Origin of the sequence: Devosia beringensis (assembly GCF_014926585.1) — a bacterium.
Classification (GTDB): domain Bacteria; phylum Pseudomonadota; class Alphaproteobacteria; order Rhizobiales; family Devosiaceae; genus Devosia; species Devosia beringensis.
Genome location: NZ_CP045422.1, coordinates 2872573 through 2895215, shown reverse-complemented (window position 1 = coordinate 2895215; position 22643 = coordinate 2872573). Strand labels below are relative to the sequence as shown.

The following is a 22643-nucleotide window of genomic DNA, read 5'->3' as shown; positions in this document are numbered from 1 at the left end:
GGGCACATTTTGCATGAGGGACGATCACATGAACAATTTCGGCGCGAAGAGCGCTTTGCTTGCTGCGGCCATGGCCGGCAGCCTTTCCATGACGGCCATGGTTCCGGCCTTTGCCCAGGATGAGACCATCAAGGTCGGCGTCCTGCATTCGCTGTCGGGCACGATGGCGATTTCCGAAACCACGCTCAAGGACACCATGCTGTTCCTGATCGACGAGCAGAACAAGAAGGGCGGCCTCCTGGGCAAGCAGCTTGAGGCTGTCGTGGTCGACCCCGCTTCCGACTGGCCGCTCTTTGCCGAAAAGGCCCGTGAACTGATCGAAGTCAACGGCGTCGCCGCGGTCTTCGGCTGCTGGACCTCCTCCTCGCGCAAGTCGGTTCTGCCGGTCTTCGAGGAACTCAATTCCATCCTCTTCTACCCCGTCCAGTACGAGGGCGAAGAAAGCCAGCGCAACGTGTTCTACACCGGCGCCGCTCCCAACCAGCAGGCCATCCCCGCCGTCGACTACCTGATGGAAAACGAAGGCGTCGAGCGCTGGGTTCTGGCCGGCACCGACTATGTCTATCCGCAGACGACCAACAAGATCCTTGAGCAGTACCTCATGGACAAGGGCGTCGCCAAAGAAGACATCATGATCAACTACACGCCCTTCGGTCATTCCGATTGGCAGACCATTGTCTCCGACATCAAGACCTTTGGCTCGACCGGCAAGAAGACCGCCGTGGTCTCCACCATCAATGGCGATGCCAACGTGCCGTTCTACAAGGAACTCGCCAACCAGGGCATCAAGGCCGAGGACATCCCGGTCGTCGCCTTCTCGGTCGGTGAAGAAGAACTCGCCGGCTTCGACACCACCCCCCTGGTCGGTCACCTGGCTGCCTGGAACTACTTCCAGTCCGTCGATGTGCCGGAAAACGCTGCCTTCATCGAATCCTGGCAGACCTTCATGGGCGACGCTGAGAAGGTGACCAATGACCCGATGGAAGCCACTGTCATCGGCTTCAACCTCTGGGTTCAGGCCGTCGAAAAGGCCGGCACCACCGATACCGACGCCGTGCTCGACGCCATCATCGGCCTCGAGACCCCGAACCTGACCGGTGGCATCGCCACCATGCTGCCCAACCACCACATCACCAAGCCGGTGCTGATCGGTGAGATCCAGGCCGATGGCCAGTTCGAAGTCGTCTCGGAATCCGAACTCGTCCCCGGCGATGCCTGGTCCGACTTCCTGCCCGAATCCAAGATGATCGAAGCCGATTGGACGGCCCCGATCTCCTGCGGCAACTACAATACCGAAACCAAGATGTGTGGCGGCACGGCGATGTAATTCGCTTCACCCAGAAATCGCGACGAGGACGGCTTCTGCCGCCCTCGTCTTTCCACTGACAGACGCATGAGGCCAATGATGAACGCAATCACCCTGCTCCGGACCATCGCGCTCCTCCTTGCCCTCACGCTCGGCTTTGCCGCTCCTGCCCAGGCCCAGATCGCCGATGCGGAACTCAGCCCGTTGGTCGACGCCCTCGCCCCCGGCAATTTCAAGGACCGTGAAGCTGCCATCGGCGTGCTCGCCGCCACCGGCGACCCTCGTGTCGTGCCCGTGCTCGAAATCCTGCTCGAAGGCGAACTCTATGTCGATGAGGCCACCGGCAAGGTGGTCTTTACCGCTGCCTCGGGGGGCAAGGGCACGATCTCCGATCCCGTGACCGGGGCTGAACTGCCCGGCCTGACAGAAGACGGTCTCGACAAGGTCAAGGTCAATAACGGCCTGCGCCGCGTGCTGCGCACCGCCATCGGCCAGATGACGCTGCTGAGCGAAGACCCCGGCATTCGCCTGTTTGCCGCCCAGTCCATCCTGCGCGACGCCGATCCGGCCCAGCTCGAACTGCTCGACAGCGCCATATCAGCCGAAACCGACGCCAATATCCAGCGCGTCATGCAGCAGGCTCGTGCCGCCATCATTCTCAAGACGCCCGACGCCGCCATCGAGGACTGGCAGGCCGCCATTCCGGTAGTTCAGGCCATTGGCGGCCGCGACGCGCTCAATACGCTGACCACTGCCCTCAATACCGCGCCCGACACGGTCAAGCCGCTGATCCAGACCGCCATAGATGGACTCGCCCGCGACCGCGCCGTCTGGGATGTGGCGCAGAACATCTGGTTCGGCATCTCGCTCGGCTCGGTCCTGCTGCTGGCCGCCATCGGTCTGGCCATCACCTTCGGGGTGATGGGCGTGATCAACATGGCCCATGGCGAAATGGTCATGCTGGGCGCCTACACCACCTTCGTGGTGCAGGAGATCATCCGCCAGAATTTCCCTGGCCTGTTCGACTGGTCGCTGGCCATCGCCCTGCCTTTGGCCTTCCTTGTCACCGGCCTGATCGGCATCGCCATCGAACGCGGCATCATCCGCTTCCTCTATGGCCGGCCACTCGAAACCCTCCTGGCCACCTGGGGCATCTCGCTGATCATCCAGCAGGCCGTGCAGCGCATCTTCAGCGCCAATATCCGCGAGGTCGGCAACCCAACCTGGATGTCGGGCTCCTTCGAGCTCGGCGGCCTGGCCATCACCTGGAACCGCTTCTACATCGTCATCTTCGCCATGCTGGTCTTCGTGGCCCTGCTGCTGGTGCTCAAATATACCGCCATCGGCCTGCACATGCGCGCTGTCACGCAGAACCGCCGCATGGCCTCGGCCATGGGCATCCGTACGCCTCTGGTCGATGCCCTGACCTTTGGCCTCGGCTCCGGCATTGCGGGCCTCGCCGGCGTGGCCCTCAGCCAGATCGGCAATGTCTCGCCCAATCTGGGCCAAGGCTACATCATCGACAGCTTCATGGTCGTGGTCTTCGGCGGCGTCGGCAATCTCTGGGGCACGCTGGTGGGCGCCCTCACCCTGGGCATCGCCAACAAGTTCATCGAGCCTTATGCCGGCGCGGTACTGGGCAAGATCATCATTCTTGTCCTCATCATCCTGTTCATCCAGCGCCGTCCCCGCGGCCTCTTCGCGCTCAAGGGACGCTCGATCGAAGCATGATTACCCAGGCCCTCTTCCGCGCCCTCGATCGCAAGGCGATCTGGATCGTCGCCATCCTGTTGGCTGTCGCCATTCTCGTGCCAATGTCCAACCTGCTGCTGCCCGACGGCCATCCCCTGCGCCTGCCCAACTATGCCGTGCCCCTGTTCGGCAAATATCTCACCTTCGCCATGCTGGCGCTCGCGCTCGACCTGGTCTGGGGCTATTGCGGCATTCTCTCGCTGGGCCACGGCGCCTTCTTTGCCATCGGCGGCTATGCCATGGGCATGTATCTGATGCGCCAGATCGGCACCCGGGGTGTCTATGCCAATCCCATCCTGCCCGATTTCATGGTGTTCCTGAACTGGAAGGAACTGCCCTGGTACTGGATGGGCATGGACAATTTCTGGTTCGCCATGCTGATGGTCGTGGTCGTGCCGGGCCTGCTGGCCTTCGTCTTCGGCTTCCTTGCCTTTCGCAGCCGCGTCACCGGCGTCTATCTCTCCATCATCACCCAGGCCATGACCTACGCCCTGCTGCTGGCCTTTTTCCGCAATGACATGGGCTTTGGCGGCAATAACGGCCTCACCGATTTCAAGGACATTCTCGGCCAGCCCGTGCAGGCGGGCTCCACCCGCGCCGCTCTCTTTGCCGCCTCGGCCATTGCGCTGGCCTTGGCCGTGCTGGCCTGCTCGATGATCGTCAATTCCAAGCTGGGCAAGGTCATGGTGGCGGTGCGCGACGCCGAAAGCCGCACCCGCTTTCTCGGTTACCGCGTCGAATATGTGAAGCTCTTTGCCTTTGTCGTCTCGGCCATCATCGCCGGCATTGCCGGGGCCCTCTATGTGCCGCAGGTCGGCATCATCAACCCCTCCGAATTCGACCCGGCCAATTCCATCGAGGTGGTGATCTGGACGGCAGTCGGCGGCCGCGGCACCATTATCGGCCCCATCATCGGCGGCATTCTGGTCAATGTCGGCAAGTCCTACTTTACCGGCGCCTTCCCTGAATACTGGCTCTTCGCCCTGGGCGCGCTGTTCGTCGTCACCACGCTGTTCCTGCCCAAGGGCATTGTCGGCCTCATCGGCCAATATCGCGCCGCTACGACCAAACGCGAGCAGCACGATCGCGGCGCGCCGACACCGCAGCAGGTGGAAGCCCGCGCCGATCCCCAACCCAAGCCGGCGGAGTAAGCCATGACCGACTCCAACAAGCTTGGCACAATGCTCTATCTGGATGGTGTCTCGGTGGCCTTTGATGGCTTCAAGGCCATCAACAACCTCTCCATCATCGTCCATCCCGCTGAAATGCTGGCCATTATCGGCCCCAATGGCGCGGGCAAGACCACCATGATGGACATCATCACCGGCAAGACCCGCCCTGACGACGGCCAGGTGCTGTTTGACGGCCGAACCGACCTGACCAGGCTGGACGAGGCTGCCATCGCCAATCTGGGCATTGGCCGCAAGTTCCAGAAGCCCACCGTGTTCGAGAGCCAGACGGTCTGGGATAATATCGAGCTCGCGCTGAAAAAGCCGCGCGGCGTCTTCTCGGCCCTGTTCTACGTCGCCGACGGCCCCGATATCGCCCGCATCACCGAAATCCTCGAAACGGTGCGCCTGCTCGCCCGCAAGGATGAACTGGCTGCCGACCTCAGCCACGGCCAGAAGCAGTGGCTGGAAATCGGCATGCTACTTGCTCAGGATCCAAAACTGCTGCTGGTCGACGAGCCGGTGGCCGGCATGACCGACGCCGAAACCGTCGAGACCGCCAAGCTGCTGCGCGACATCGCCAAAACCCGCTCCGTGGTCGTCGTCGAGCACGATATGAGCTTTGTCCGCGAGCTGGGCTCTCGCGTCACCTGCCTGGCCGAAGGCTCGGTCCTGGCGGAAGGAACCCTCGATCAGGTCAGCGCCAACCCCGTCGTTATCGAACGCTATCTGGGGCGCTGAATTGATGGAAATCAACGCCCGCTGCCAGATCAACGACTACCATTCTCCTCGATCGGGGGCGCAGTTTTCGTCCGCCGGCCTCACCCGGGAGAAATGGCAGATGGTGACACGGCGGACACTTCTGGCAATGGGCGTGGTGGCAGGCGGCGCCGCCATTGGCGGCACTATGGCGGCAACCAGCTTTGCCCATTCCATGCAAGCGGCCAATGCCGCTATCGACCCCAACCTTTCCAGTCTTGTCCAAGGTCGCTTCGGGGCGCTGGAATATGCCGAGCGCGGCGCGGGCGCTCCCGTCCTCATGGTGCATGGCACCGGCGGCGGCTTCGACCAGGGCCTGATGTTCGCCCATGGCCTGGTAGAGCGCGGCTATCGCGTCATCGCCCCGTCGCGCTTTGGCTATCTCCGCTCCAATCTTCCCGCCGACCCCTCCAGCGCCAATCAGGCCGATGCCTTCGTCGACCTGCTCGATCATTTGCGTATCGACAGGGTCGCCATTGCCGGCGGCTCCGCCGGGGCGCTCTCGGCCATCGAATTTGCCATCCGCCACCCTGACCGCTGCGCCGCGCTTCTGCCCATCGTGCCGGCCACCTATGTGCCCAGCCGGGATGCGGTCACCGCCGATAATGCGCCAGCGGGCGTCGAGGCGGCCATGCAGCTGTTCCGCTCAGACTTCCTGTTCTGGGCGGCCATCCGCACCGTGCCCGACCTGCTGACCGGCACCCTGCTCGCCACCGATCCTGCTCTCTTGCAGACCGCGTCGCCCGCTGAAGTCGCGCGCGCCAGTGCTATCCTGTGGTCACTGCTCCCGGTCAGCCGCCGCGTCGACGGCATGGCCAACGATGCCCGTCTTGCCGGTCATCCGGCCCCTTCCGCTCTGGAGCGCATCACCGCCCCGGTACTCGCCATTTCAGTCGAGGACGACCGTTTCGGCACGGCTTTGGCTGCGCGCTACATTGCCGCGACCGTCAAAGGCGCCAGGCTCGTCCTCTTCCCCTCGGGTGGCCATATCTGGCTGGGTCATGATGACGACCTGACCAGCCAGATGGACACCTTCCTCAAAGAGATCGGATTCCCATGACCGCCCTGTCGATCAATGCCATCGATTTGCACTATGGCGCCGCGCAGGCGCTCAAGTCGGTGTCGCTCGAATGTCGGCCAGGACGCATCACCGCCGTGCTGGGGCGCAACGGCGTCGGCAAGTCGTCGACATTGCGGGCCATTACCGGCGTGCACAATATTTCGGCGGGAGACATCCGTTTCGGTGACACCGCGCTGCGCAAGGCGCCGCCCTACAAGCGCGCCCGCATGGGTATCGGCTATGTGCCGCAGGGCCGGGAGATCTTCCCGCTGCTCACGGTCAAGGAGAACCTGGAAACCGGCTATGCCGGCCTCAAGCGCGCTGATCGGTCCATTCCGCCCTATATTTTCGAGCTCTTCCCCGTCCTCAAATCCATGCTGGGGCGGCGCGGCGGCGATCTGTCGGGGGGGCAGCAGCAGCAATTGGCCATCGGCCGGGCACTGGTGACACGGCCCAAGGTGCTCGTGCTCGACGAACCCACCGAAGGCATCCAGCCCTCCATCATCAAGGACATTGGCCGGGCGCTGCAATTTCTGCGCGATGAAAAGGGGATGACGATTTTGCTGGTCGAGCAATTCCTCGACTTCTGCCGGGAAATCGCTGACGATATCTACGTCATGGACCGCGGCGAAATCCAGCATGCGGGCCCGGCCAGCGATCTGGATCGTCCCGAGGTCCGCCGCCATTTGATGGTCTAGAAACAGAAAACGCCCGGCCGAGGCCGGGCGCATAATACCCGAAGGTATCGGCACTACATGGTTGTAGCAGCTTCTTCAGCTGGGATTACGGTGTCTTCAGGCAGCAGGCCGGCTTCGACGCAATCGCTCAGGGTGATGTCATCGATGACCTTGGAGTCAGAATCGGTCGCGTCGGCCGCTGGTGCAGCAGGCGTCATCGTGGAGTCGGTCTCTGCGCCAGCAGTGGTCGTCTCGCCAACCATCTGGTCGCACATGGCCTGAACGCGGGGGAGATCAATCTCAGTAACGCTGACGCCACCGACCATAGTCTGTGCGTATGCGGCGCCGGAAAAACCAAGAGCGACAGCAAGAGCGGCAGCGGATACAATATTAGTGAAACGCATTTTTCTAAGCCTTTGTTTTTTTGTGGTCATAGAGCGTTTGCTCACAATAGAAATGCTTGACGGTGAATAAGGTTGCCAACGTGCCTACTGACATTGATCACGTTTTTTTGCCGACCATGCAGCGCGCCCGCGGCGCGGGGCGCATCAGCACCAAGCAGAGCGACGGCGTCACCCGGCTGGATCGGCTCTATCAGGACGGTTGCGCCAAGATTCGCCTGCCGCACACCCATTCCAGCGCCCTTGAGGCGGTCCTGATCAATACCGCCGGCGGGCTGACCGGCGGCGATCGCATGGACTGGACGGCGCAGATTGCCGCCGACGGCAGGGCCGTGCTGACCACCCAGGCCTGCGAACGCATCTATCGCTCGCTCGGAGGTCCAGCCAGCGTCCATACCCGTCTTGAAGTTGGCGCCAATGCCCACCTCGACTGGTTGCCGCAGGAAACCATCCTGTTTGCCGCCAGCCAGCTTGATCGCCGCATCGACATCGATCTGGCCGACGGCGCCAGCCTCACCGCCATCGAAGCCATCCTGCTCGGCCGCGACGCCATGGGCGAAGTCGCGCTTGATGCCCGGCTGCGCGACAACTGGCGGGTGCGCCGCAACGGACGCCTGATCCATGCAGAGGCAACCCGTCTCGACGGCACCGAAGCCGAACGCAAAGGGCTGCCCCTGCTGGCCGGCAAGCGCGCCTTTGCCACGGTGCTCCACATCGCCCCCAATGCCGACGCCTGCGCCGCCCGCCTTGTTCACCTGCGCGCTACACTGCCCGAAGAAGGCCGGATTGCCGCCAGCGCCAATGGCGAACGCCTTGTCGTCCGCGTCCTGGCGCAAACAGGCCTTGCAATGCGCCGCCTGATCGTTCCAATTCTGGCTGAGCTTTCCGGCGCCGGCTCGCTGCCGCGCCTCTGGCATCTATAGGACCCGCCATGAACCTGACCCCGCGTGAAAAAGACAAACTCCTGATTGCCATGGCCGCCATCGTGGCCCGCAAGCGCCTGGAGCGCGGCGTCAGGCTCAACCATCCCGAAGCCATCGCCCTGATCAGCGATTTCGTTGTCGAGGGCGCCCGCGAAGGTCGCCCGGTGGCCGAGCTGATGGAAGCTGGTGCCCACGTTATCACCCGCGCCCAGGTCATGGATGGCATTGCCGAAATGATCCACGACGTGCAGGTCGAGGCCACCTTCCCCGACGGCACCAAGCTCGTCACCGTCCACCAGCCGATCCGCTAGGTCGCCATGCTCGAACTGCGCCCCTCCTGCGAATGCTGCGACAAGGACCTGCCCCCGTCGGCAACCGATGCCATGATCTGCAGTTTCGAATGCACCTTCTGTGCGGACTGCGTCGAACACCGGCTGGCCGGCATCTGCCCCAATTGCGGTGGCGGCTTTGTCCCCCGCCCCATCCGCCCGGCCGGCAAGCTGGCCAACAATCCGCCATCCATCATCCGCATCTTCAAGCCCGCCGGCTGCGGCCCGGCCAACGCTGCGTGAGCACACCATGATCCCAGGCGAAATCATCACCCTTCCCGGCCATATCGAGCTCAATGTCGGCGCGTCCCAGATCACCATCGAGGTGGCCAATTCTGGCGATCGCCCGATCCAGATCGGCTCGCACTATCATTTCTTCGAGGCCAATTCCGGCCTCGTCTTTGACCGCGACCGCGCCCGCGGCATGCGGCTCGACATCGCCGCGGGCACGGCCGTGCGCTTTGAGCCCGGCCAGGCCCGTGAGGTGCGGCTGATCCCCTTTGCAGGCGACCGCGCCGTCTATGGCTTCCGCCAGCAGATCATGGGCGCTCTGGATTAACGCTGGGCCTGTGCCCCAACTATCCATAAAAGGGCGCGCGACCTTATCTCGGAGCTGACCATGAACACCCAAGCCGAAACCAGACTTCTTGCTGAATTGACCGCCGTCGTCGCCGACCTGCATTCAACCGGCATGGCCGATGGCGAGGCCATGTACAGCCTCGGCGGCAGCGCTGATCGTCTGTGCAGCACGCGCGATTCCCAGAGCTGGGCCGGCTTCAAGTCGACACTGACCGACGCCGACACCATCGCCCTGCTCAGCCAGATTGACACCGAGGGCAATACCGCGCTCAAGGCCGAGAACGGCCGCACTGCCTATACCCTGCAGGCCCTCGCTTTGTCGCTGGCCGCCGTCAATGCTCGCCAGGACGTCACCCTGGCCGGCGCTGCTTTGCTCGATGCCGTCATTGAGGCGGCGCTCAAGAACTATCGCACCCACGCCAAGCCAACCTTCGGCTGAACCTGAACGAGGACACCATGCCTGCTCGTATCTCGCGCGCCACCTATGCCGACATGTATGGCCCGACCACAGGCGACAAGGTGCGCCTGGCCGATACCGAGCTGTTCATCGAGGTGGAGCAGGACTTCACCACCTATGGCGAAGAGGTCAAGTTCGGCGGCGGCAAGGTGATCCGGGACGGCATGGGCCAGAGCCAGCGTACCCGGGCCGAAGGCGCCGTCGATACGGTGATCACCAACGCGCTGATCGTGGACTCCACCGGTATCTACAAGGCCGATGTCGGCCTCAAGGACGGCCGGATTGCCGCCATCGGCAAGGCGGGCAATCCCGACACCCAGCCCGGCGTCAATATCATCATCGGCCCTTCAACCGAGGCCATTGCCGGCGAGGGCCGCATCCTGACTGCCGGCGGCATGGATGCCCATATCCACTTCATCGCTCCCCAGCAGATCGAGGAAGCGCTGATGAGCGGCGTCACCACCATGCTGGGCGGCGGCTCGGGCCCGGCGCATGGCACGCTGGCCACCACCTGCACCGGCGCCTGGCATATCCAGCGCATGATCGAAAGCTTTGACGGCTTCCCGATGAACCTGGCTTTGGCCGGCAAGGGCAATGCCTCCCTGCCCGCCCCGCTGGTTGAAATGGTGCTGGCCGGTGCCTCCTGCCTCAAGCTGCATGAGGATTGGGGCACCACCCCGGCCGCCATCGACAACTGCCTCTCGGTGGCCGATGACTATGACGTGCAGGTGATGATCCATACCGACACGCTCAACGAGAGTGGCTTTGTCGAGGATACCATTGCCGCCTTCAAGGGCCGCACCATCCACGCCTTCCACACCGAAGGCGCCGGCGGCGGCCACGCCCCCGACATCCTGCGGGTAGCGAGCCTGCCCAATGTCATCCCGTCATCGACCAATCCCACGCGCCCCTACACGGTCAACACAATTGCCGAGCATCTCGACATGCTCATGGTCTGCCATCACCTCGATCAGTCCATCCCTGAGGACGTGGCCTTTGCCGAAAGCCGCATCCGCAAGGAGACCATTGCCGCCGAGGACATCCTGCACGACATGGGCGCGCTCTCCATCATCTCCTCGGACAGCCAGGCCATGGGCCGCGTCGGCGAGGTACTGATCCGCACCTGGCAGACCGCCGACAAGATGAAGCGCCAGCGCGGCCGCCTTGCGCAGGAAACCGGCGACAACGACAATTTCCGCGTCAAGCGCTACATCGCCAAATATACCATCAACCCCGCCATCGCCCATGGCATGAGCCAGCACATCGGCTCCATCGCCGTCGGCAAACGCGCCGATCTGGTGCTCTGGCACCCGGCCTTTTTCGGCGTCAAGCCGGAGATGATCCTGCTCGGCGGCTCCATCACCGCCGCCCCCATGGGCGATCCCAATGCCTCGATCCCCACGCCGCAGCCCATGCATTACCGGCCCATGTTCGCCAGCTTCGGCAAGCTGCTGACCTCTTCCTCGGTCACCTTCGTCTCCCAGGCCGCCTATGATGACGGCCTGCGCGACAAGCTGGGCGTCGCCAAGCACATGCTGCCGGTGACCAATACCCGCAGCGGCATCGGCAAGGCCGCCATGGTCCACAATGCCGAGACCCCCGAAATCGAGGTCGATCCCGAAACCTACGAAGTGCGCGCCAATGGCGAATTGCTGACCTGCGAACCGGCCACCGAACTGCCCATGGCGCAGCGCTATTTCCTGTTCTAGTCAGGCGCCCAGCACGGCGGCCGCTCCATCACCGGTCGCCGCGAGGACCTGCCATGTCGCAGCCTGATTCAGCAGAAAACCCGACGGCGCGCGGCGAAGCCCTGCTGGCCGGCGGCCGCCCGGACGAGGCCGTCGCGGCCTTCACGGCCGCGCTGGCCCTGCGCCCCAAGGACAGCGCCGCCTGGCGCGGCTTGGGCAAGGCGCAACTCGATCTGGGCGACCAGAACGCGGCAAAGATCAGCTTTGCCCGGGCTCTGGCCATCGTGCCCTATGACCGCTACGCCGCCCACATGCTGGCCTCCCTGTCCGGACCGGCCGATGTGCAGGCCACCGGCTACGTGGCAGACCTTTTCGATACCTATGCCGACGATTTCGACGCGCATCTGACCGGCGACCTCAACTACCGCATCCCCCAGGCCATCCGCGCCCTGCTGGCCGAGCGCGCCCCCTTTGCCAGCCTGCTCGATCTGGGCTGCGGCACCGGCCTGGTCGGCGCGGCGCTCAGCGACCTGGTGGCCACTATCCACGGCATCGACATCGCCCCCCGCATGACCCGTAAGGCCCATGAACGCGGCCTCTATCGACATCTACGCACCGGCGACCTGCTCGACAGCATAGCCAACGACCCCGCTTTGGTCGGCCCCTATGATCTGGTCACCGCCGCCGATGTCTTTGTCTATCTCGGCCCTCTCGAAGCGATATTTGCAGCAACGGCGACCCTTCTGGTGCCGCAGGGTCTGCTCGTTTTCTCGGTGGAAACCACTGCCGGCGACGCGCCGGTCCTGCGCTCGAGCGGCCGCTTTGCGCATCCCGCAGCCTATATTGCGCGCCTGGCAGATCAGTTCGGTTTCACCCTCGATGTCACGCAGAGCCGCCCCATCCGCCAGGAGCGCGATCAGCCCATTCCCGGCGCGCTTTACCTGCTGACGCGCAATTGATCCATCTTGCCGACATCTGCCGGACGCGCCACTATTGTCGCGCGGTCACCAGACCGCCTCTATAGGGGCAAACATCATGCTTTATGTCTTTGCACTACTGATCGGCGTCGTTGCGGGCCTGCGGGCCATGACGCCGCTGGCAGCCATTTCCCTGGCCGCCTGGCTCGGCTGGATTGATTTGAGTGCCAGCCCTCTCAGCTTTGTCGGCCATATCATTACCCTCGTCGTCCTGGCCCTGCTGGCCATCGCCGAACTGGTGACGGACCAGTTGCCCAACACGCCCAGCCGCAAGGTGGCGATTCAGTTCGGCACCCGTATCGTGGTCGGCGCCCTGGCTGGTGGTCTGCTCACCGGCGACTGGATCATCGGTGCCATCCTGGGTGCCATCGGCGCGGTCATCGGCACCCTGGCCGGCGCCGAACTGCGCAGCAGGCTGGCCAAGGCCTTTGGTCGCGATCTGCCCGCCGCCCTGCTCGAAGATGCCGTGGCCGTCCTCGGCGCTATTCTGCTCGTCTATCTGGTCTGATCCATCGGCCGCGATTGGCCGATCCGACAAGGGCCCAAGCCAGCTTTGACCTCCCGGCGCAGGCGGCTGATGCTGTCCGCCCCGGCCTCCGCAATTCCGCCGCCTGCCTGTGCTCTTATCGCCCCAAGCCAAACGGAGTTCACCCATGCCAGCCAGACTGCTTGTTGCTACCGTCCTTTCCGCTCTCGCACTGACCGGCGCATCAACAGCCGCCGAAACCGCGCTGCAGCTGACGATCACCACCCAGTCCGGCGATTTCGATCAGCGCGTCATGCGCTACGATTGCGGCACGGAAACCCCAGTCGTGGTCACCTATATCAATGCGGCCCCCAACTTCCTGGCCATAGTGCCGCTGGCCGATGAAACACAACCGCTGGTCTTTGCCGCCGTCCTCTCGGGCTCGGGTGTCCGCTATGCCGCCGGCAAATGGATCTGGACCACCAAGGGGGTGGAGGCAAGTCTGCTCGACGCGACCCTTGACGCGGATGCCGAGCCCGTCCTGACCTGCTCGGAAATCAACAACATTCCTTGAGCCGGCGGGCTGATTTAGGGCGACGCGGCCTCTTCATTCCGGGCGCTGGAGCAGCTAGAATAGGTGCAAGGTTGGGAAGCCTTTGACCACCGGGCTCGCCCCAAGGAATTGCACATGCTCCGCGCCATCTCGCACCTGCCCGCCCATCATGGCCGGGGCGCACCGCTCGATACCATCACCCTGGCCCATGATGAACGGCGCCTGCGCCGCAAGCTGCTGACCTGCGCGGGCGGCACCGAAGTCATGGTGGATTTTCCCAGCACGGTGACCCTCGATCACGATGGCGCCCTCGAGCTGGACAATGGCCGAGTCATCGCCATCGTTGCGGCACCCGAACTGCTATACGCCATCCACGCCAGCTCCACCGCCCATCTGGTTCGCCTCGCCTGGCATATCGGCAATCGCCACACCTCCGCCCAGCTTGAGGAAGGCCGCATCCTCATCAAGCGCGACCATGTGCTAAAGACCATGCTCGAAGGCCTGGGCGCCGCCGTGGCCGACGTCACCGAACCGTTTTTCGCCGAGCATGGCGCCTATCACAGCCATGGCGATACCGGCCACGCTTTGCTCGCCCGATGACCGCGCCTGCCGACCTGCAGAAACTGCTGACCTGGCTGTCCCCCGCATTCCCGGTGGGCGCCTTCGCATGGTCCGCAGGCCTGGAATCCGCGATTCTCAGTGGCACCGTGCATGATCGTGACACGACCGGGCAATGGGTCGGCAGCGTGCTCACCCATGGCAGCCTGCGCACCGATGCCATCCTGCTCGCCCATGCCCATCGCGCCTGCTTCGATCCCCACGCGCTGCGGGAGCTGGCCGATCTCTGCCTGGCGCTCACCCCGGCCCGCGAACGGCACGAGGAAACCACCATCACCGGCGCCGCGTTCGCCACGGCTCTCAAGGCCTGGCCCACCCCGGTCCTGGCGCATCTGCCGCAGCCCTGCCCCTACCCCATCGCCGTGGGCGCCATTGCCGCCGGCCACGCCATCGACCTGGAGTCGACGCTGCTCTCCTACCTGACCGCCACCGTGCACAGCCAGGTCTCGGTCGCGGTGCGCCTGGTGCCGATCGGTCAGTCCGATGGCCTGGCGATCATGGCGGCGCTGGAAGGTGACATCGCCGCCATGGCCGATCTGTGCCAGCATGCCGCACTGGACGATATTGGCGCGGTTGCCTATGCCGCTGATATTGCCCAGATGGCCCATGAAACGCTGACGACAAGGATTTTTCGCTCATGAGCATCCCGCTGGCCTCCCTGATGTTTGTCCTGCTGCTGGCGGTGTCCGTGGCCCACCTGATCTGGTCGATCGGCCAGACCTGGCCCATCCGCACTGAAAAGCTGCTGGCCCAGACCGTGGTCGGCACCCGCGATATCCAGCACATGCCGCGCAAGCGGATCTCTCTGGCGATCGCTCTGGGGAAGCTGCTGGCCGGGGTGCTGGCGCTTGCCCTCGCCGACCATGACAGCGGCGGCGTCGCGCTGACCCTGCTCGGCATCCCCCTGGCCGCCCTGTTCCTCGGGCGCGGCATCATCGGCTATACATCCTGGTGGGCGCAGAAAACCCCCGAACCCAATTTCCGGCTCAATGACCGCCGGGTCTATTCGCCGCTCTGCCTGCTGCTCGGCGCAGGCTTCCTCCTACTCGTGATCCTGAGGCTGCTATGAACGTCACCAGAAGCCCAAACGGACCTCTTCGCATCGGCATCGGCGGCCCCGTCGGCTCGGGCAAGACCACCTTGTGCGAAAACCTGCTCAAGGCCATGCGGGACCGCTACTCCATGGCCGTGGTCACCAATGACATCTATACCCGCGAGGATGCGCTGATCCTGGCGCGCGCCCAGGCCATTTCCGAAGATCGCATTGTCGGCGTCGAAACCGGCGGCTGTCCGCATACCGCCATCCGCGAGGATGCCTCGCTCAACCTGGCGGCCATCGACGATCTCAACCGCAAGTTTCCCGATCTCGACATCATCCTGATCGAAAGCGGCGGCGACAATCTGGCGGCGACTTTCTCGCCCGACCTGGCGGACATCACCCTCTACGTCATCTCGGTGGCCCAGGGCGAAAAGATCCCCCGCAAGGGCGGGCCGGCCATCGCCCGCTCCGATCTGCTGATCATCACCCATACCGACCTGGCGCCCTATGTCGGGGCCAGCCTTGAGGTCATGGAAAGCGACACCATCAAGGTCCGCGAGGGCCGCCCCTATGTCTTCACCGACCTGCTGCGGCACGAAAGCCTCGATCAGATCATCGCCTTCATCGAGCGGGCCGGCGGTCTGGTTGACTTGGAAGCGGCCTGAAAGGCAAAATCCTGTCAGTGGCGGGATTTTAGCTGAGAAGGCCATGAGAGCTATGCTCGAATGGCAAGGCGGCTGAATAGCCAGCCAGCCGGACGGCTTCGGCGGCGTTCAGCTGCCGACCATCACCACATGGCTGACCAGTCGCCCATCCTTCAGGTGATGCACCAATAGGCCCGGCGGATCGCTGATCGCGGGCTCGCGCCCATCCAGCCGCAGCCGGTTGGCGCGGGTGACGGATGGCGCCATCGTCGCGGCACGCTCGGCAAAGCGGGTGAACATCGGCCGGTGCACATGGCCGCAGGTCAATCCCAGCACCGGGTTGCGGGCGGCCTTGATCACCTGCGCCAACCTGTCGCCATTGCGGCAGATATTGCGGTCTTTCTCGTCAATGCCGCACAGGAAAGGATGCTGGTGCTGAAAGATCAGCGCCGGCGGCCCGTCCGCCTCCAGCGTCGTCGCCAGCCAGTCGAGCACCGGCGCCGCATCGCCGTGATGGGCGCCCGCCACGGTAACGTCCAGCCCGATCACCCGCAGCTCGGCGCCAACCGCGCCGACGCAGTTCAGCGGGCGCCTGTCGCTCCAGCCCATCTGTGGGCCGAACACCCGTCCCATCGCGTGATGGTCATCGACATTGCCCGGCACCACGTAATAGGGCGCGCCGGTACTGTCGAGGCGGTCGCCTATGGCGGCGTAGCTGTCAGCGTGTTCGAACTCCGCCAGATCGCCGCTGACGATGATGGCGTCCGGCCGCAGCGGCCTGAGCCAGGCGAGAACCTGGTCCAACCGCTGCAGCCGCGCTGCAGATCCGTCAGCGTGAATGTCGCTGAGCTGGGCGACGATCATTCACTGTCCGTCGGTCGCACCAGGGCAACGACGGACCGGGGCGTCAGCGTTGCTGTGCCCTCGGCAATCGCCACTGCCGCGGTATTGTCGGATTCGACGCCAACGACCCACGCGCCTTCCGGCAGATGGGCAACCACCGGCTCGGCGCGCCGGTTGAACCAGACCAGAACCTCGTCATCCTTGTTGCGCAGCAGCATGCCGAGCACGGAGCCGCTGGAATCGCTCCAGTCGCCCTCGTTCATCTCGCGCCCGTCGGGATGCAGCCAGACCACGTCCCGCACGCCATTCTTCTCTTGGCCGGTGAGGAAATGGTCATGCGTCAGCGCCGGGTGTTCCTTGCGGAACGTGCTCATCGCGGCGACGAAATCCACCAGGTCGCCATCGCCATGTTCCCAGTCCAGCCAGGTGATTTCGTTGTCCTGGGCATAGGCATTATTGTTGCCCTGCTGGGTGCGATACATCTCGTCGCCCTGCTGCAGCAGCGGCACGCCGCGCGACACGAACAGCGTTGCCAGCATGGCCCGCACGTCGCGCTTGCGCGCGGCAATGATCGTCTCGTCCTCGGTCTCGCCTTCAACGCCGCAATTCCACGAGGCATTGTGGCTGTGGCCGTCGCGGTTTTCTTCGCCATTGGCGTCGTTGTGCTTGTCGATATAGCTGACGAGGTCACGCAGGGTGAACCCGTCATGCACGGCCAGCATGTTGACGCCATGGCTGGGCTTGCGCCCCGCGGAGTCAAATATCTCGGCCGAACCCGCCACCTTGCCGGCCAGCGCGCCCAGCTTGCCGTCCTCGCCGCGCCAGAACTCGCGAATTTCGTCGCGATAGGTGTCGTTGTGTTCCTTGAATTCCTTGCCGAACTGGCCCAGCGCATAGCCGCCCGGACCTGGATCCCAGGGCTCTGCCACGAGGATGCACTGGCTCAGTACGGGGTCGGCCTTGATCTTTTGCAGCATCTCCGCCTCGGGGTTGAACCCCGGATCGCGTGCCAGCACGGTCGCCAGGTCGAAACGGAAGCCGGAGACGCCCATTTCTTCGACCCAGTAGCGCAGGCTGTCGATCACCAGGCGCTGCGTCGCCGGATGGTCGCAGCGCAGCGTATTGCCTGTGCCGGTATCGTTGACCAGGTGCTGCTTGCCGTCCACTTCCACGAAACGGTAATAGGTCTTGGCATCAAGCCCCATCAGGCTGAGCATCGGCCCTTGGGCATCGCTTTCCCCGGTATGGTTATAGACCACGTCCAGGATCACCGAGATGCCGTTCTTGCGGTAGAGATCGGTCATGTTCCGCAATTCCTGCGGGCCGCGCGGCGCCAGCCGCGGGTCGATGGCCGAATAGGCCACCGGATTGTAGCCCCAGGCATTGGTGAGGCCGAGCACGGGCAGATGGCCCTCATCGATCCAGGCAGCCGTCGGCATCAGTTGCAGCGTGTCGACCCCGATATATTTGAGGTGATCGATGACGCGCTGTGTCGTCAGCGCCGCGATGGTGCCGCGCAGCGGCCCCTGCACGCTGGGGTGGCGCATCGTATAGCCACGAACATTCATCTCGTAGAACATGCCCGGCGCCTTCTTGCGCGGCAGGATGTTCTCATTGCCCATATCGCCCACGATCGCCTTGGGGATCAGCGGCGCGGTATCGACCGCTTCGCTGCGATCCAGCCGTAGTCGTGGCGAGCGCACGAAGACGCGGTCCAGCCGCTTGGCATAGGGGTCGACCAGCAGCTTCATCGGGTCAAAGAACAGTCCCTGGTCGGGATTGTATTCCCCGTCGGCGCGCAGGCCATAGCGCGTGCCGGCGCCGAGCCCCGCGACCAGACCCGCACGGATATGGTCCTGGTGCACGTCCAGCTCGAAGCGGTCGGTTTCGTGGTCCTGCTCGTCGAAGATCGAGACCCAGATATTGGTGGCCGTTTCCGAATAGACGGCAAAATTGACGCCCTGCTCGGTGAGTGTGGCACCGAGCTGGGCGATACTGCCCCCATTGGGGACAAGCGTGGGTTTCATGTTGAATCCGATTTCAGGTGATGACGCTGGGTTCTCGGCGGCCGGTGCGCTGCTTGATCCCGGCAAGCTGTTCGGCGAGTCCGACGAGGGGTTCAAGGGCGTACTGGGTGTCGAGATCGTGTCGTCCATCGGCTGCCTCATAGCGTTCGAGATAGACCCGCAACGTGGCGCCGACCGTCCCGGTTCCAGAAAGCCGCAGCACTATTCGCGAACCATCGGTAAAGCCGATGCGAATGCCCTGCTTGGCGCTTGTCGAACCGTCGACGGGGTCGTGATATTTGAAATCGTCGGCATAGGCGACCTGCAGGTCCTCGCCGAAATTCTGCCCGACAAGCCCTGGCAGCTTGGCGCGAACATCGTCCATCAGCTGGCCGGCAATGGCGGCATCGACCTCTTCATAGTCATGCCGCGTATAGTAATTGCGGCCATAGGTTGCCCAGTGCGCCCGCACGATCTCGTCGACGCTCTGCTTGCGCACGGCGACAATGTTGAGCCAGAGCAGCACGGCCCAGAGGCCATCCTTTTCGCGCACATGGTCCGAGCCCGTGCCCGCGCTTTCCTCGCCACAAATGGTCACCCGGCCCGCATCGAGCAGATTACCAAAGAACTTCCAGCCCGTCGGCGTCTCATGCATCTCGATGCCGAGCTTTTCCGCCACGCGGTCGGCTGCGGCGCTGGTCGGCATCGAGCGCGCAATGCCGGCAATGCCGTCGCGATAGCCGGGCGCCAGATGCGCATTGGCCGCCAGCAGCGCCAGCGAATCCGAGGGCGTCACGAAGCGGTTCTTGCCGATGATCAGGTTGCGGTCGCCATCGCCATCCGAGGCAGCCCCGAAATCGGGGCCCTCAGGCGTCATCAGCAGGTCGAACATGTCCTTGCAATAGACCAGGTTCGGATCGGGATGGCCGTTGTTGAAGGTCGGCGACGGCGTGCCGTTGACCACCGTGCCCTTGGGCGCCCCCAGAATGTCCTCGAAGATCTTGTGCGCATAAGGCCCGGTAATGGCGTTCATCGCATCGAACGTCATGGTGAAGCCGCCCGCAAACAGCGCCTTGATGGCGCCGAAATCGAACAGCGTCTGCATCAGCGCTGTATAGTCGGTCACCGGGTCGATGACCTCGACCACCATGTCGCCCACGGACTGCGTGCCGATCGCACCCAGGTCGATGTCGGGCGCATCCACGGTCTTGTAGCTGTCGATGACCTTGCTGCGATCATAGACGGCGTCGGTGATCTTCTCCGGCGCCGGCCCGCCATTGCCGATATTGTACTTGATGCCGAAATCGCCATCCGGCCCACCCGGATTGTGGCTGGCTGACAGCACCAGGCCGCCAAAGGCCTGGTAGTGGCGGATCACATGGCTGGCCGCCGGCGTCGACAGCAACCCGTTCTGGCCCACCATCACCTTGCCGAAGCCATTGGCCGCCGCCATGCGGATGGCCGTCTGGATGGCCACGTCATTGTAGAAGCGTCCGTCGCCGCCGATCACCAGCGTCTGCCCTTCAAACCCCTCGAGGCTGTCAAAGATGGCCTGCAGGTAATTTTCGACATAGTTTGGCTGCTGATAGACCGTCACCCGCTTGCGCAGGCCGGATGTACCGGGCTTCTGGTCGCTGAAGGGTGTCGTCTTAACGGTCTGGATCATCATCGCTCTTGAGTCCGGTAATGCTGGCATAGAGGTCTGCATAGCGCGCCGCGCTGGCATCCCAGGAAACGTCCGACTTCATGCCGCGCCGCTGCAGGCGCTTCCACGCCTTGCTGTCATGATAGAGCGCCACCGTCTTGCGGATGGCGTCATAGAGCGCCTGGGAGCTATTGGATTCAAACACCACGCCCGTCGCCACCTCGGCCGCCATGGCTGCAGGATTGGCATTGATGACCGTGTCGGCCAGCCCGCCGATCCGGCTGACCACCGGCACGCAGCCATAGCGCAGCGCATAAAGCTGGGTCAGCCCGCAGGGCTCGAACCGCGAGGGGATGACGATGGCGTCAGCGCCACCCTGCATCAGGTGGCTGAGCGCTTCATTATAGCCATTGGCAATGGCAACTTTGCCCGGATGCAGCGCGCTCTGCCGCCGGAAGCCGTCTTCGAGATAGGACTCGCCCGAACCCAGCACCACCAGCCGCCCGCCCAGATCGACCAGGCCGTCCACCACCTGCAGCAGCAGGTCCATACCCTTCTGGTCGGTCAGCCGGCTGACAACGCAGAACAGCGGACCGTCATCGCCATCAAGGCCGAATTTTTCTACCAGCGCCAGCTTGTTGGCCTGGCGCAGGTTGAGCGTATTGGCCGAGAATTTCTGCGCCAGATCAGGGTCGGTGGTCGGGTCCCAAGCCGTCGTGTCGATGCCGTTGAGAATGCCGACAACCGTGTCGGCCCGTCCATTCAGCAGGCCTTCCAGGCCCATGCCGAATTCGGGCGTGCGGATTTCGTCGGCGTAATTGGGGCTGACCGTGGTGACGAAATCGGCGCATTCCATGCCGGATTTGAGAAACGACACCCCGCCATAATATTCGACGCCGCCGACCTGGAAGGCCTGCGGCGGCAGGCGCAGCTGGCCGAAGATATCGGCGCTGAAAAATCCCTTGAAGGCGATGTTGTGGATCGTCATCACCGTCTTGATGTCCGGCCGCGGGCCGAACTTGATATAGGCGGGCGCGAGCCCCGCCTGCCAGTCATGGCAGTGCAGCACCTGCGGGTTGTAACCCTCCACCAGGCCCATGGCCAGTTCCGCCGCCACCCAGCCCAGGGCGGCAAAGCGCTTCCAGTTGTCCGGCCAGTCCCAGCCATCCGGGCTGACATAGGGATTGCCCGGCCGGTCGTACAGCGCCGGCGCATCGATGACGATGACATCCAGCCCTTCGACCCGGGCTGCGATCAGCTTGGCCGATACCCCGAACAGGTCGTCCAGTTCCTTGACGACCCGCCCGCCGCCCAGCTTGGCCATCACCGATGGATAGCCCGGCACCAGCGTCCGCATGGTCACGCCATGGGTATGCAGCGTCGCCGGCAGGGCGCCCGCCACATCGGCGAGCCCCCCGGTCTTGATCAGCGGATAGACCTCGGAAGCAACCGAGAGAATTTCGATCATCGTCCCGCCAGATATTTGTTGACCATTGTCTGGGTAATCAGCGTCACGCCCTCGTCGCTGCGGCGGAACCACTTGGCGTCAAATTCTGGATCTTCGCCCACCACCAGCCCCTCGGGAATATTGACCCCGCGGTCAACCACGACCTTCTTGAGCCGCACATTCCGGCCGATATCGCAATGCGGCAGCACCACCGCTTCCTCAAGCACCGAATAGGAATGCACGCGCGATCCTGTCGACAGCAGGGTGCGGTTGAGATGACCACCCGACACGATGCAGTCGCCCGATACCAGCGAGTTCACTGCCGAGCCGCGCCGTCCGTCGAAATCATGCACGAACTTTGCCGGCGGCGTGATCTCGGCATAGGTCCAGATTGGCCAGTCGCGGTCATAGAGATCGAGCTGCGGCTTGATGTCAGTGAGGTCGATCGATGCCTTCCAATAGGCATCGATAGTGCCGACGTCGCGCCAGTAGCTGACTTCCTCATTGCTCGAGCGGACGCAGGAGCGCGGGAAGCGGTGCGCCCAGGCCGTGCCGTTCTTGACGATATAGGGAATGATGTCCTTGCCGAAATCGCGGTTGGAGCCTTCTGTCGCCGCATCGCGCCGCAGCTGCTCCATCAGGAAGCGCGTCTCGAACACATAGATGCCCATCGAGGCCAGCGCCATGTCTGGCTTGTCGGGAATGCCCGGCGGATCCTTGGGCTTTTCCACGAACTCGACCACCCGGTCGCGCCCGTCCACATGCATCACGCCGAAGCCGACGGCTTCCATGCGCGGGACTTCCAGGCACCCGATGGTCACATCGGCCCCGGTATCCACATGCTGGCGCAGCATGATTTCGTAGTCCATCTTGTAGATGTGGTCGCCCGCCAGGATGACGATGTAGCGCGCGCCCGAATCCTCGATGATGTCCATGTTCTGGTAGACGGCGTCGGCCGTGCCGGCATACCACATGTCCTCGCGCACTCGCTGGCTCGCCGGCAGCACGTCGAAGCTCTCGTTGCGCTCGGGCCGCAGGAAGTTCCAGCCGCGCGACATGTGCCGGATCAGGCTGTGCGCCTGGTACTGCGTGGCCACCGAAATGCGGCGAATGCCCGAATTGATGGCGTTGCTGAGCGCGAAATCGATGATGCGCGATTTGCCGCCGAAATACACCGCCGGCTTGGCGCGCCGGTCAGTCAATTCCATCAACCGCGTGCCGCGGCCGCCGGCCAGCACATAAGCCATGGCCTCGCGAGCCAGTGGTGATGGTGCCCTGTAGTCTGCCATTCGTCTATCCCTCCAC

The 22643-nt window shown here is 63.8% G+C and carries 25 protein-coding genes; 19 read left to right on the top strand and 6 right to left on the bottom strand.

Annotated elements, in window-relative coordinates; translation table 11 throughout:
- Positions 1 to 28 precede the first annotated feature (28 nt).
- From urtA to urtE, 6 genes are all read left to right on the top strand, one after another.
- The gene (gene urtA, locus GDR53_RS14105) at positions 29 to 1327 is read left to right on the top strand and encodes an urea ABC transporter substrate-binding protein (RefSeq protein WP_193338105.1); all 1299 of its coding nucleotides are present in this window, start codon (positions 29 to 31) and stop codon (positions 1325 to 1327) included.
- A 75-nt stretch (positions 1328 to 1402) separates the two neighbouring features.
- Complete coding sequence (gene urtB, locus GDR53_RS14100) at positions 1403 to 3037, top strand: urea ABC transporter permease subunit UrtB (RefSeq protein WP_193335103.1); 1635 nt, start codon at positions 1403 to 1405, stop codon at positions 3035 to 3037.
- Entirely contained in the window at positions 3034 to 4209 is a 1176-nt protein-coding gene (gene urtC / locus GDR53_RS14095) for an urea ABC transporter permease subunit UrtC (protein WP_193335102.1), read from the top strand. Before urtB ends, urtC begins: the two co-directional genes overlap by 4 nt.
- A 3-nt stretch (positions 4210 to 4212) precedes the next feature.
- Positions 4213 to 4968, top strand: coding sequence for an urea ABC transporter ATP-binding protein UrtD (urtD, locus tag GDR53_RS14090; RefSeq protein WP_193335101.1), 756 nt, complete (start codon positions 4213 to 4215; stop codon positions 4966 to 4968).
- A 4-nt stretch (positions 4969 to 4972) separates the two neighbouring features.
- Entirely contained in the window at positions 4973 to 6046 is a 1074-nt protein-coding gene (locus GDR53_RS14085) for an alpha/beta fold hydrolase (RefSeq protein ID WP_193335100.1), read from the top strand.
- Entirely contained in the window at positions 6043 to 6744 is a 702-nt protein-coding gene (urtE, locus tag GDR53_RS14080) for an urea ABC transporter ATP-binding subunit UrtE (protein ID WP_193335099.1), read from the top strand. Before GDR53_RS14085 ends, urtE begins: the two co-directional genes overlap by 4 nt.
- 53 nt (positions 6745 to 6797) lie before the next feature.
- Here urtE and GDR53_RS14075 read toward each other — a convergent pair whose 3' ends face one another.
- Positions 6798 to 7157, bottom strand: coding sequence for a hypothetical protein (locus GDR53_RS14075; protein WP_193335098.1), 360 nt, complete (start codon positions 7155 to 7157; stop codon positions 6798 to 6800).
- Between the two features lie 50 nt (positions 7158 to 7207).
- Between GDR53_RS14075 and GDR53_RS14070 the strand changes: the two genes are divergently transcribed.
- From GDR53_RS14070 to ureG, 13 genes are all read left to right on the top strand, one after another.
- On the top strand, positions 7208 to 8047 hold the full coding sequence (locus GDR53_RS14070; protein ID WP_232846630.1) for an urease accessory protein UreD: 840 nt from the start codon (positions 7208 to 7210) through the stop codon (positions 8045 to 8047).
- Between the two features lie 8 nt (positions 8048 to 8055).
- Entirely contained in the window at positions 8056 to 8358 is a 303-nt protein-coding gene (locus GDR53_RS14065) for an urease subunit gamma (RefSeq protein ID WP_193335097.1), read from the top strand.
- Positions 8359 to 8364: 6 nt separating this feature from the next.
- Positions 8365 to 8619, top strand: a complete 255-nt coding sequence (locus GDR53_RS14060; protein ID WP_193335096.1) for a DUF1272 domain-containing protein — start codon at positions 8365 to 8367, stop codon at positions 8617 to 8619.
- 7 nt (positions 8620 to 8626) lie between these two features.
- A complete protein-coding gene (locus GDR53_RS14055) occupies positions 8627 to 8935 on the top strand; it encodes an urease subunit beta (RefSeq protein WP_193335095.1) in 309 nt (102 codons plus the stop codon).
- Positions 8936 to 8995: 60 nt separating this feature from the next.
- A complete protein-coding gene (locus GDR53_RS14050) occupies positions 8996 to 9394 on the top strand; it encodes a hypothetical protein (protein WP_193335094.1) in 399 nt (132 codons plus the stop codon).
- A gap of 17 nt (positions 9395 to 9411) precedes the next feature.
- Positions 9412 to 11121, top strand: a complete 1710-nt coding sequence (gene ureC, locus GDR53_RS14045) for an urease subunit alpha (RefSeq protein WP_193335093.1) — start codon at positions 9412 to 9414, stop codon at positions 11119 to 11121.
- Between the two features lie 53 nt (positions 11122 to 11174).
- Positions 11175 to 12059 carry a methyltransferase domain-containing protein gene (locus GDR53_RS14040; RefSeq protein WP_193335092.1) on the top strand — a complete coding sequence of 295 codons (885 nt, stop codon included), beginning with the start codon at positions 11175 to 11177 and terminating at the stop codon, positions 12057 to 12059.
- A 76-nt stretch (positions 12060 to 12135) separates the two neighbouring features.
- Positions 12136 to 12585: a DUF4126 family protein gene (locus GDR53_RS14035; protein ID WP_193335091.1), complete on the top strand. Its 450-nt coding sequence runs from the start codon at positions 12136 to 12138 to the stop codon at positions 12583 to 12585.
- 145 nt (positions 12586 to 12730) lie between these two features.
- Complete coding sequence (locus GDR53_RS14030; RefSeq protein ID WP_193335090.1) at positions 12731 to 13117, top strand: MliC family protein; 387 nt, start codon at positions 12731 to 12733, stop codon at positions 13115 to 13117.
- Between the two features lie 114 nt (positions 13118 to 13231).
- Positions 13232 to 13696, top strand: coding sequence for an urease accessory protein UreE (locus GDR53_RS14025; RefSeq protein WP_193335089.1), 465 nt, complete (start codon positions 13232 to 13234; stop codon positions 13694 to 13696).
- Positions 13693 to 14355, top strand: a complete 663-nt coding sequence (locus tag GDR53_RS14020) for an urease accessory protein UreF (protein WP_193335088.1) — start codon at positions 13693 to 13695, stop codon at positions 14353 to 14355. Before GDR53_RS14025 ends, GDR53_RS14020 begins: the two co-directional genes overlap by 4 nt.
- Positions 14352 to 14783 (top strand): DUF3995 domain-containing protein, encoded by a 432-nt coding sequence (locus GDR53_RS14015; protein ID WP_193335087.1) that lies wholly within the window; start codon positions 14352 to 14354, stop codon positions 14781 to 14783. The genes GDR53_RS14020 and GDR53_RS14015 overlap by 4 nt, the downstream gene beginning before the upstream one ends.
- Positions 14780 to 15418 (top strand): urease accessory protein UreG, encoded by a 639-nt coding sequence (ureG, locus tag GDR53_RS14010; protein ID WP_193335086.1) that lies wholly within the window; start codon positions 14780 to 14782, stop codon positions 15416 to 15418. The genes GDR53_RS14015 and ureG overlap by 4 nt, the downstream gene beginning before the upstream one ends.
- Before the next feature lie 108 nt (positions 15419 to 15526).
- Here the strand turns inward: ureG and GDR53_RS14005 are convergent, their stop codons facing one another.
- The 5 genes from GDR53_RS14005 to glgC are packed head-to-tail and all read right to left on the bottom strand — an operon-like array spanning position 15527 to position 22627.
- Complete coding sequence (locus GDR53_RS14005) at positions 15527 to 16261, bottom strand: metallophosphoesterase (protein WP_193335085.1); 735 nt, start codon at positions 16259 to 16261, stop codon at positions 15527 to 15529.
- A complete protein-coding gene (gene glgX / locus GDR53_RS14000; protein WP_193335084.1) occupies positions 16258 to 18267 on the bottom strand; it encodes a glycogen debranching protein GlgX in 2010 nt (669 codons plus the stop codon). Before glgX ends, GDR53_RS14005 begins: the two co-directional genes overlap by 4 nt.
- Before the next feature lie 13 nt (positions 18268 to 18280).
- Positions 18281 to 19912, bottom strand: coding sequence for an alpha-D-glucose phosphate-specific phosphoglucomutase (locus tag GDR53_RS13995; protein WP_408639764.1), 1632 nt, complete (start codon positions 19910 to 19912; stop codon positions 18281 to 18283).
- Complete coding sequence (gene glgA, locus GDR53_RS13990) at positions 19896 to 21356, bottom strand: glycogen synthase GlgA (RefSeq protein ID WP_193338103.1); 1461 nt, start codon at positions 21354 to 21356, stop codon at positions 19896 to 19898. Before glgA ends, GDR53_RS13995 begins: the two co-directional genes overlap by 17 nt.
- On the bottom strand, positions 21356 to 22627 hold the full coding sequence (gene glgC, locus GDR53_RS13985; RefSeq protein ID WP_193335082.1) for a glucose-1-phosphate adenylyltransferase: 1272 nt from the start codon (positions 22625 to 22627) through the stop codon (positions 21356 to 21358). The genes glgA and glgC overlap by 1 nt, the downstream gene beginning before the upstream one ends.
- Between the last annotated feature and the right edge of the window lie 16 nt (positions 22628 to 22643).

Bases quoted from the DNA above. Each gene is read 5' to 3' on its own strand.
- GDR53_RS14040 (WP_193335092.1), top strand. From the start codon at position 11,175: ATGTCGCAGCCTGATTCAGCAGAAAACCCGACGGCGCGCGGCGAAGCC.
- GDR53_RS14050 (WP_193335094.1), top strand. From the start codon at position 8,996: ATGAACACCCAAGCCGAAACCAGACTTCTTGCTGAATTGACCGCCGTC.
- GDR53_RS13995 (WP_408639764.1), bottom strand. From the start codon at position 19,912: ATGATCCAGACCGTTAAGACGACACCCTTCAGCGACCAGAAGCCCGGT.
- GDR53_RS14020 (WP_193335088.1), top strand. From the start codon at position 13,693: ATGACCGCGCCTGCCGACCTGCAGAAACTGCTGACCTGGCTGTCCCCC.
- GDR53_RS14005 (WP_193335085.1), bottom strand. From the start codon at position 16,261: ATGATCGTCGCCCAGCTCAGCGACATTCACGCTGACGGATCTGCAGCG.
- glgX (WP_193335084.1), bottom strand. From the start codon at position 18,267: ATGAAACCCACGCTTGTCCCCAATGGGGGCAGTATCGCCCAGCTCGGT.
- GDR53_RS14035 (WP_193335091.1), top strand. From the start codon at position 12,136: ATGCTTTATGTCTTTGCACTACTGATCGGCGTCGTTGCGGGCCTGCGG.
- GDR53_RS14055 (WP_193335095.1), top strand. From the start codon at position 8,627: ATGATCCCAGGCGAAATCATCACCCTTCCCGGCCATATCGAGCTCAAT.
- ureG (WP_193335086.1), top strand. From the start codon at position 14,780: ATGAACGTCACCAGAAGCCCAAACGGACCTCTTCGCATCGGCATCGGC.
- urtD (WP_193335101.1), top strand. From the start codon at position 4,213: ATGACCGACTCCAACAAGCTTGGCACAATGCTCTATCTGGATGGTGTC.
- GDR53_RS14075 (WP_193335098.1), bottom strand. From the start codon at position 7,157: ATGACCACAAAAAAACAAAGGCTTAGAAAAATGCGTTTCACTAATATT.
- GDR53_RS14065 (WP_193335097.1), top strand. From the start codon at position 8,056: ATGAACCTGACCCCGCGTGAAAAAGACAAACTCCTGATTGCCATGGCC.
- GDR53_RS14025 (WP_193335089.1), top strand. From the start codon at position 13,232: ATGCTCCGCGCCATCTCGCACCTGCCCGCCCATCATGGCCGGGGCGCA.
- GDR53_RS14015 (WP_193335087.1), top strand. From the start codon at position 14,352: ATGAGCATCCCGCTGGCCTCCCTGATGTTTGTCCTGCTGCTGGCGGTG.
- glgC (WP_193335082.1), bottom strand. From the start codon at position 22,627: ATGGCAGACTACAGGGCACCATCACCACTGGCTCGCGAGGCCATGGCT.
- urtC (WP_193335102.1), top strand. From the start codon at position 3,034: ATGATTACCCAGGCCCTCTTCCGCGCCCTCGATCGCAAGGCGATCTGG.
- GDR53_RS14085 (WP_193335100.1), top strand. From the start codon at position 4,973: ATGGAAATCAACGCCCGCTGCCAGATCAACGACTACCATTCTCCTCGA.
- urtE (WP_193335099.1), top strand. From the start codon at position 6,043: ATGACCGCCCTGTCGATCAATGCCATCGATTTGCACTATGGCGCCGCG.
- ureC (WP_193335093.1), top strand. From the start codon at position 9,412: ATGCCTGCTCGTATCTCGCGCGCCACCTATGCCGACATGTATGGCCCG.
- GDR53_RS14060 (WP_193335096.1), top strand. From the start codon at position 8,365: ATGCTCGAACTGCGCCCCTCCTGCGAATGCTGCGACAAGGACCTGCCC.
- urtA (WP_193338105.1), top strand. From the start codon at position 29: ATGAACAATTTCGGCGCGAAGAGCGCTTTGCTTGCTGCGGCCATGGCC.
- GDR53_RS14030 (WP_193335090.1), top strand. From the start codon at position 12,731: ATGCCAGCCAGACTGCTTGTTGCTACCGTCCTTTCCGCTCTCGCACTG.
- urtB (WP_193335103.1), top strand. From the start codon at position 1,403: ATGATGAACGCAATCACCCTGCTCCGGACCATCGCGCTCCTCCTTGCC.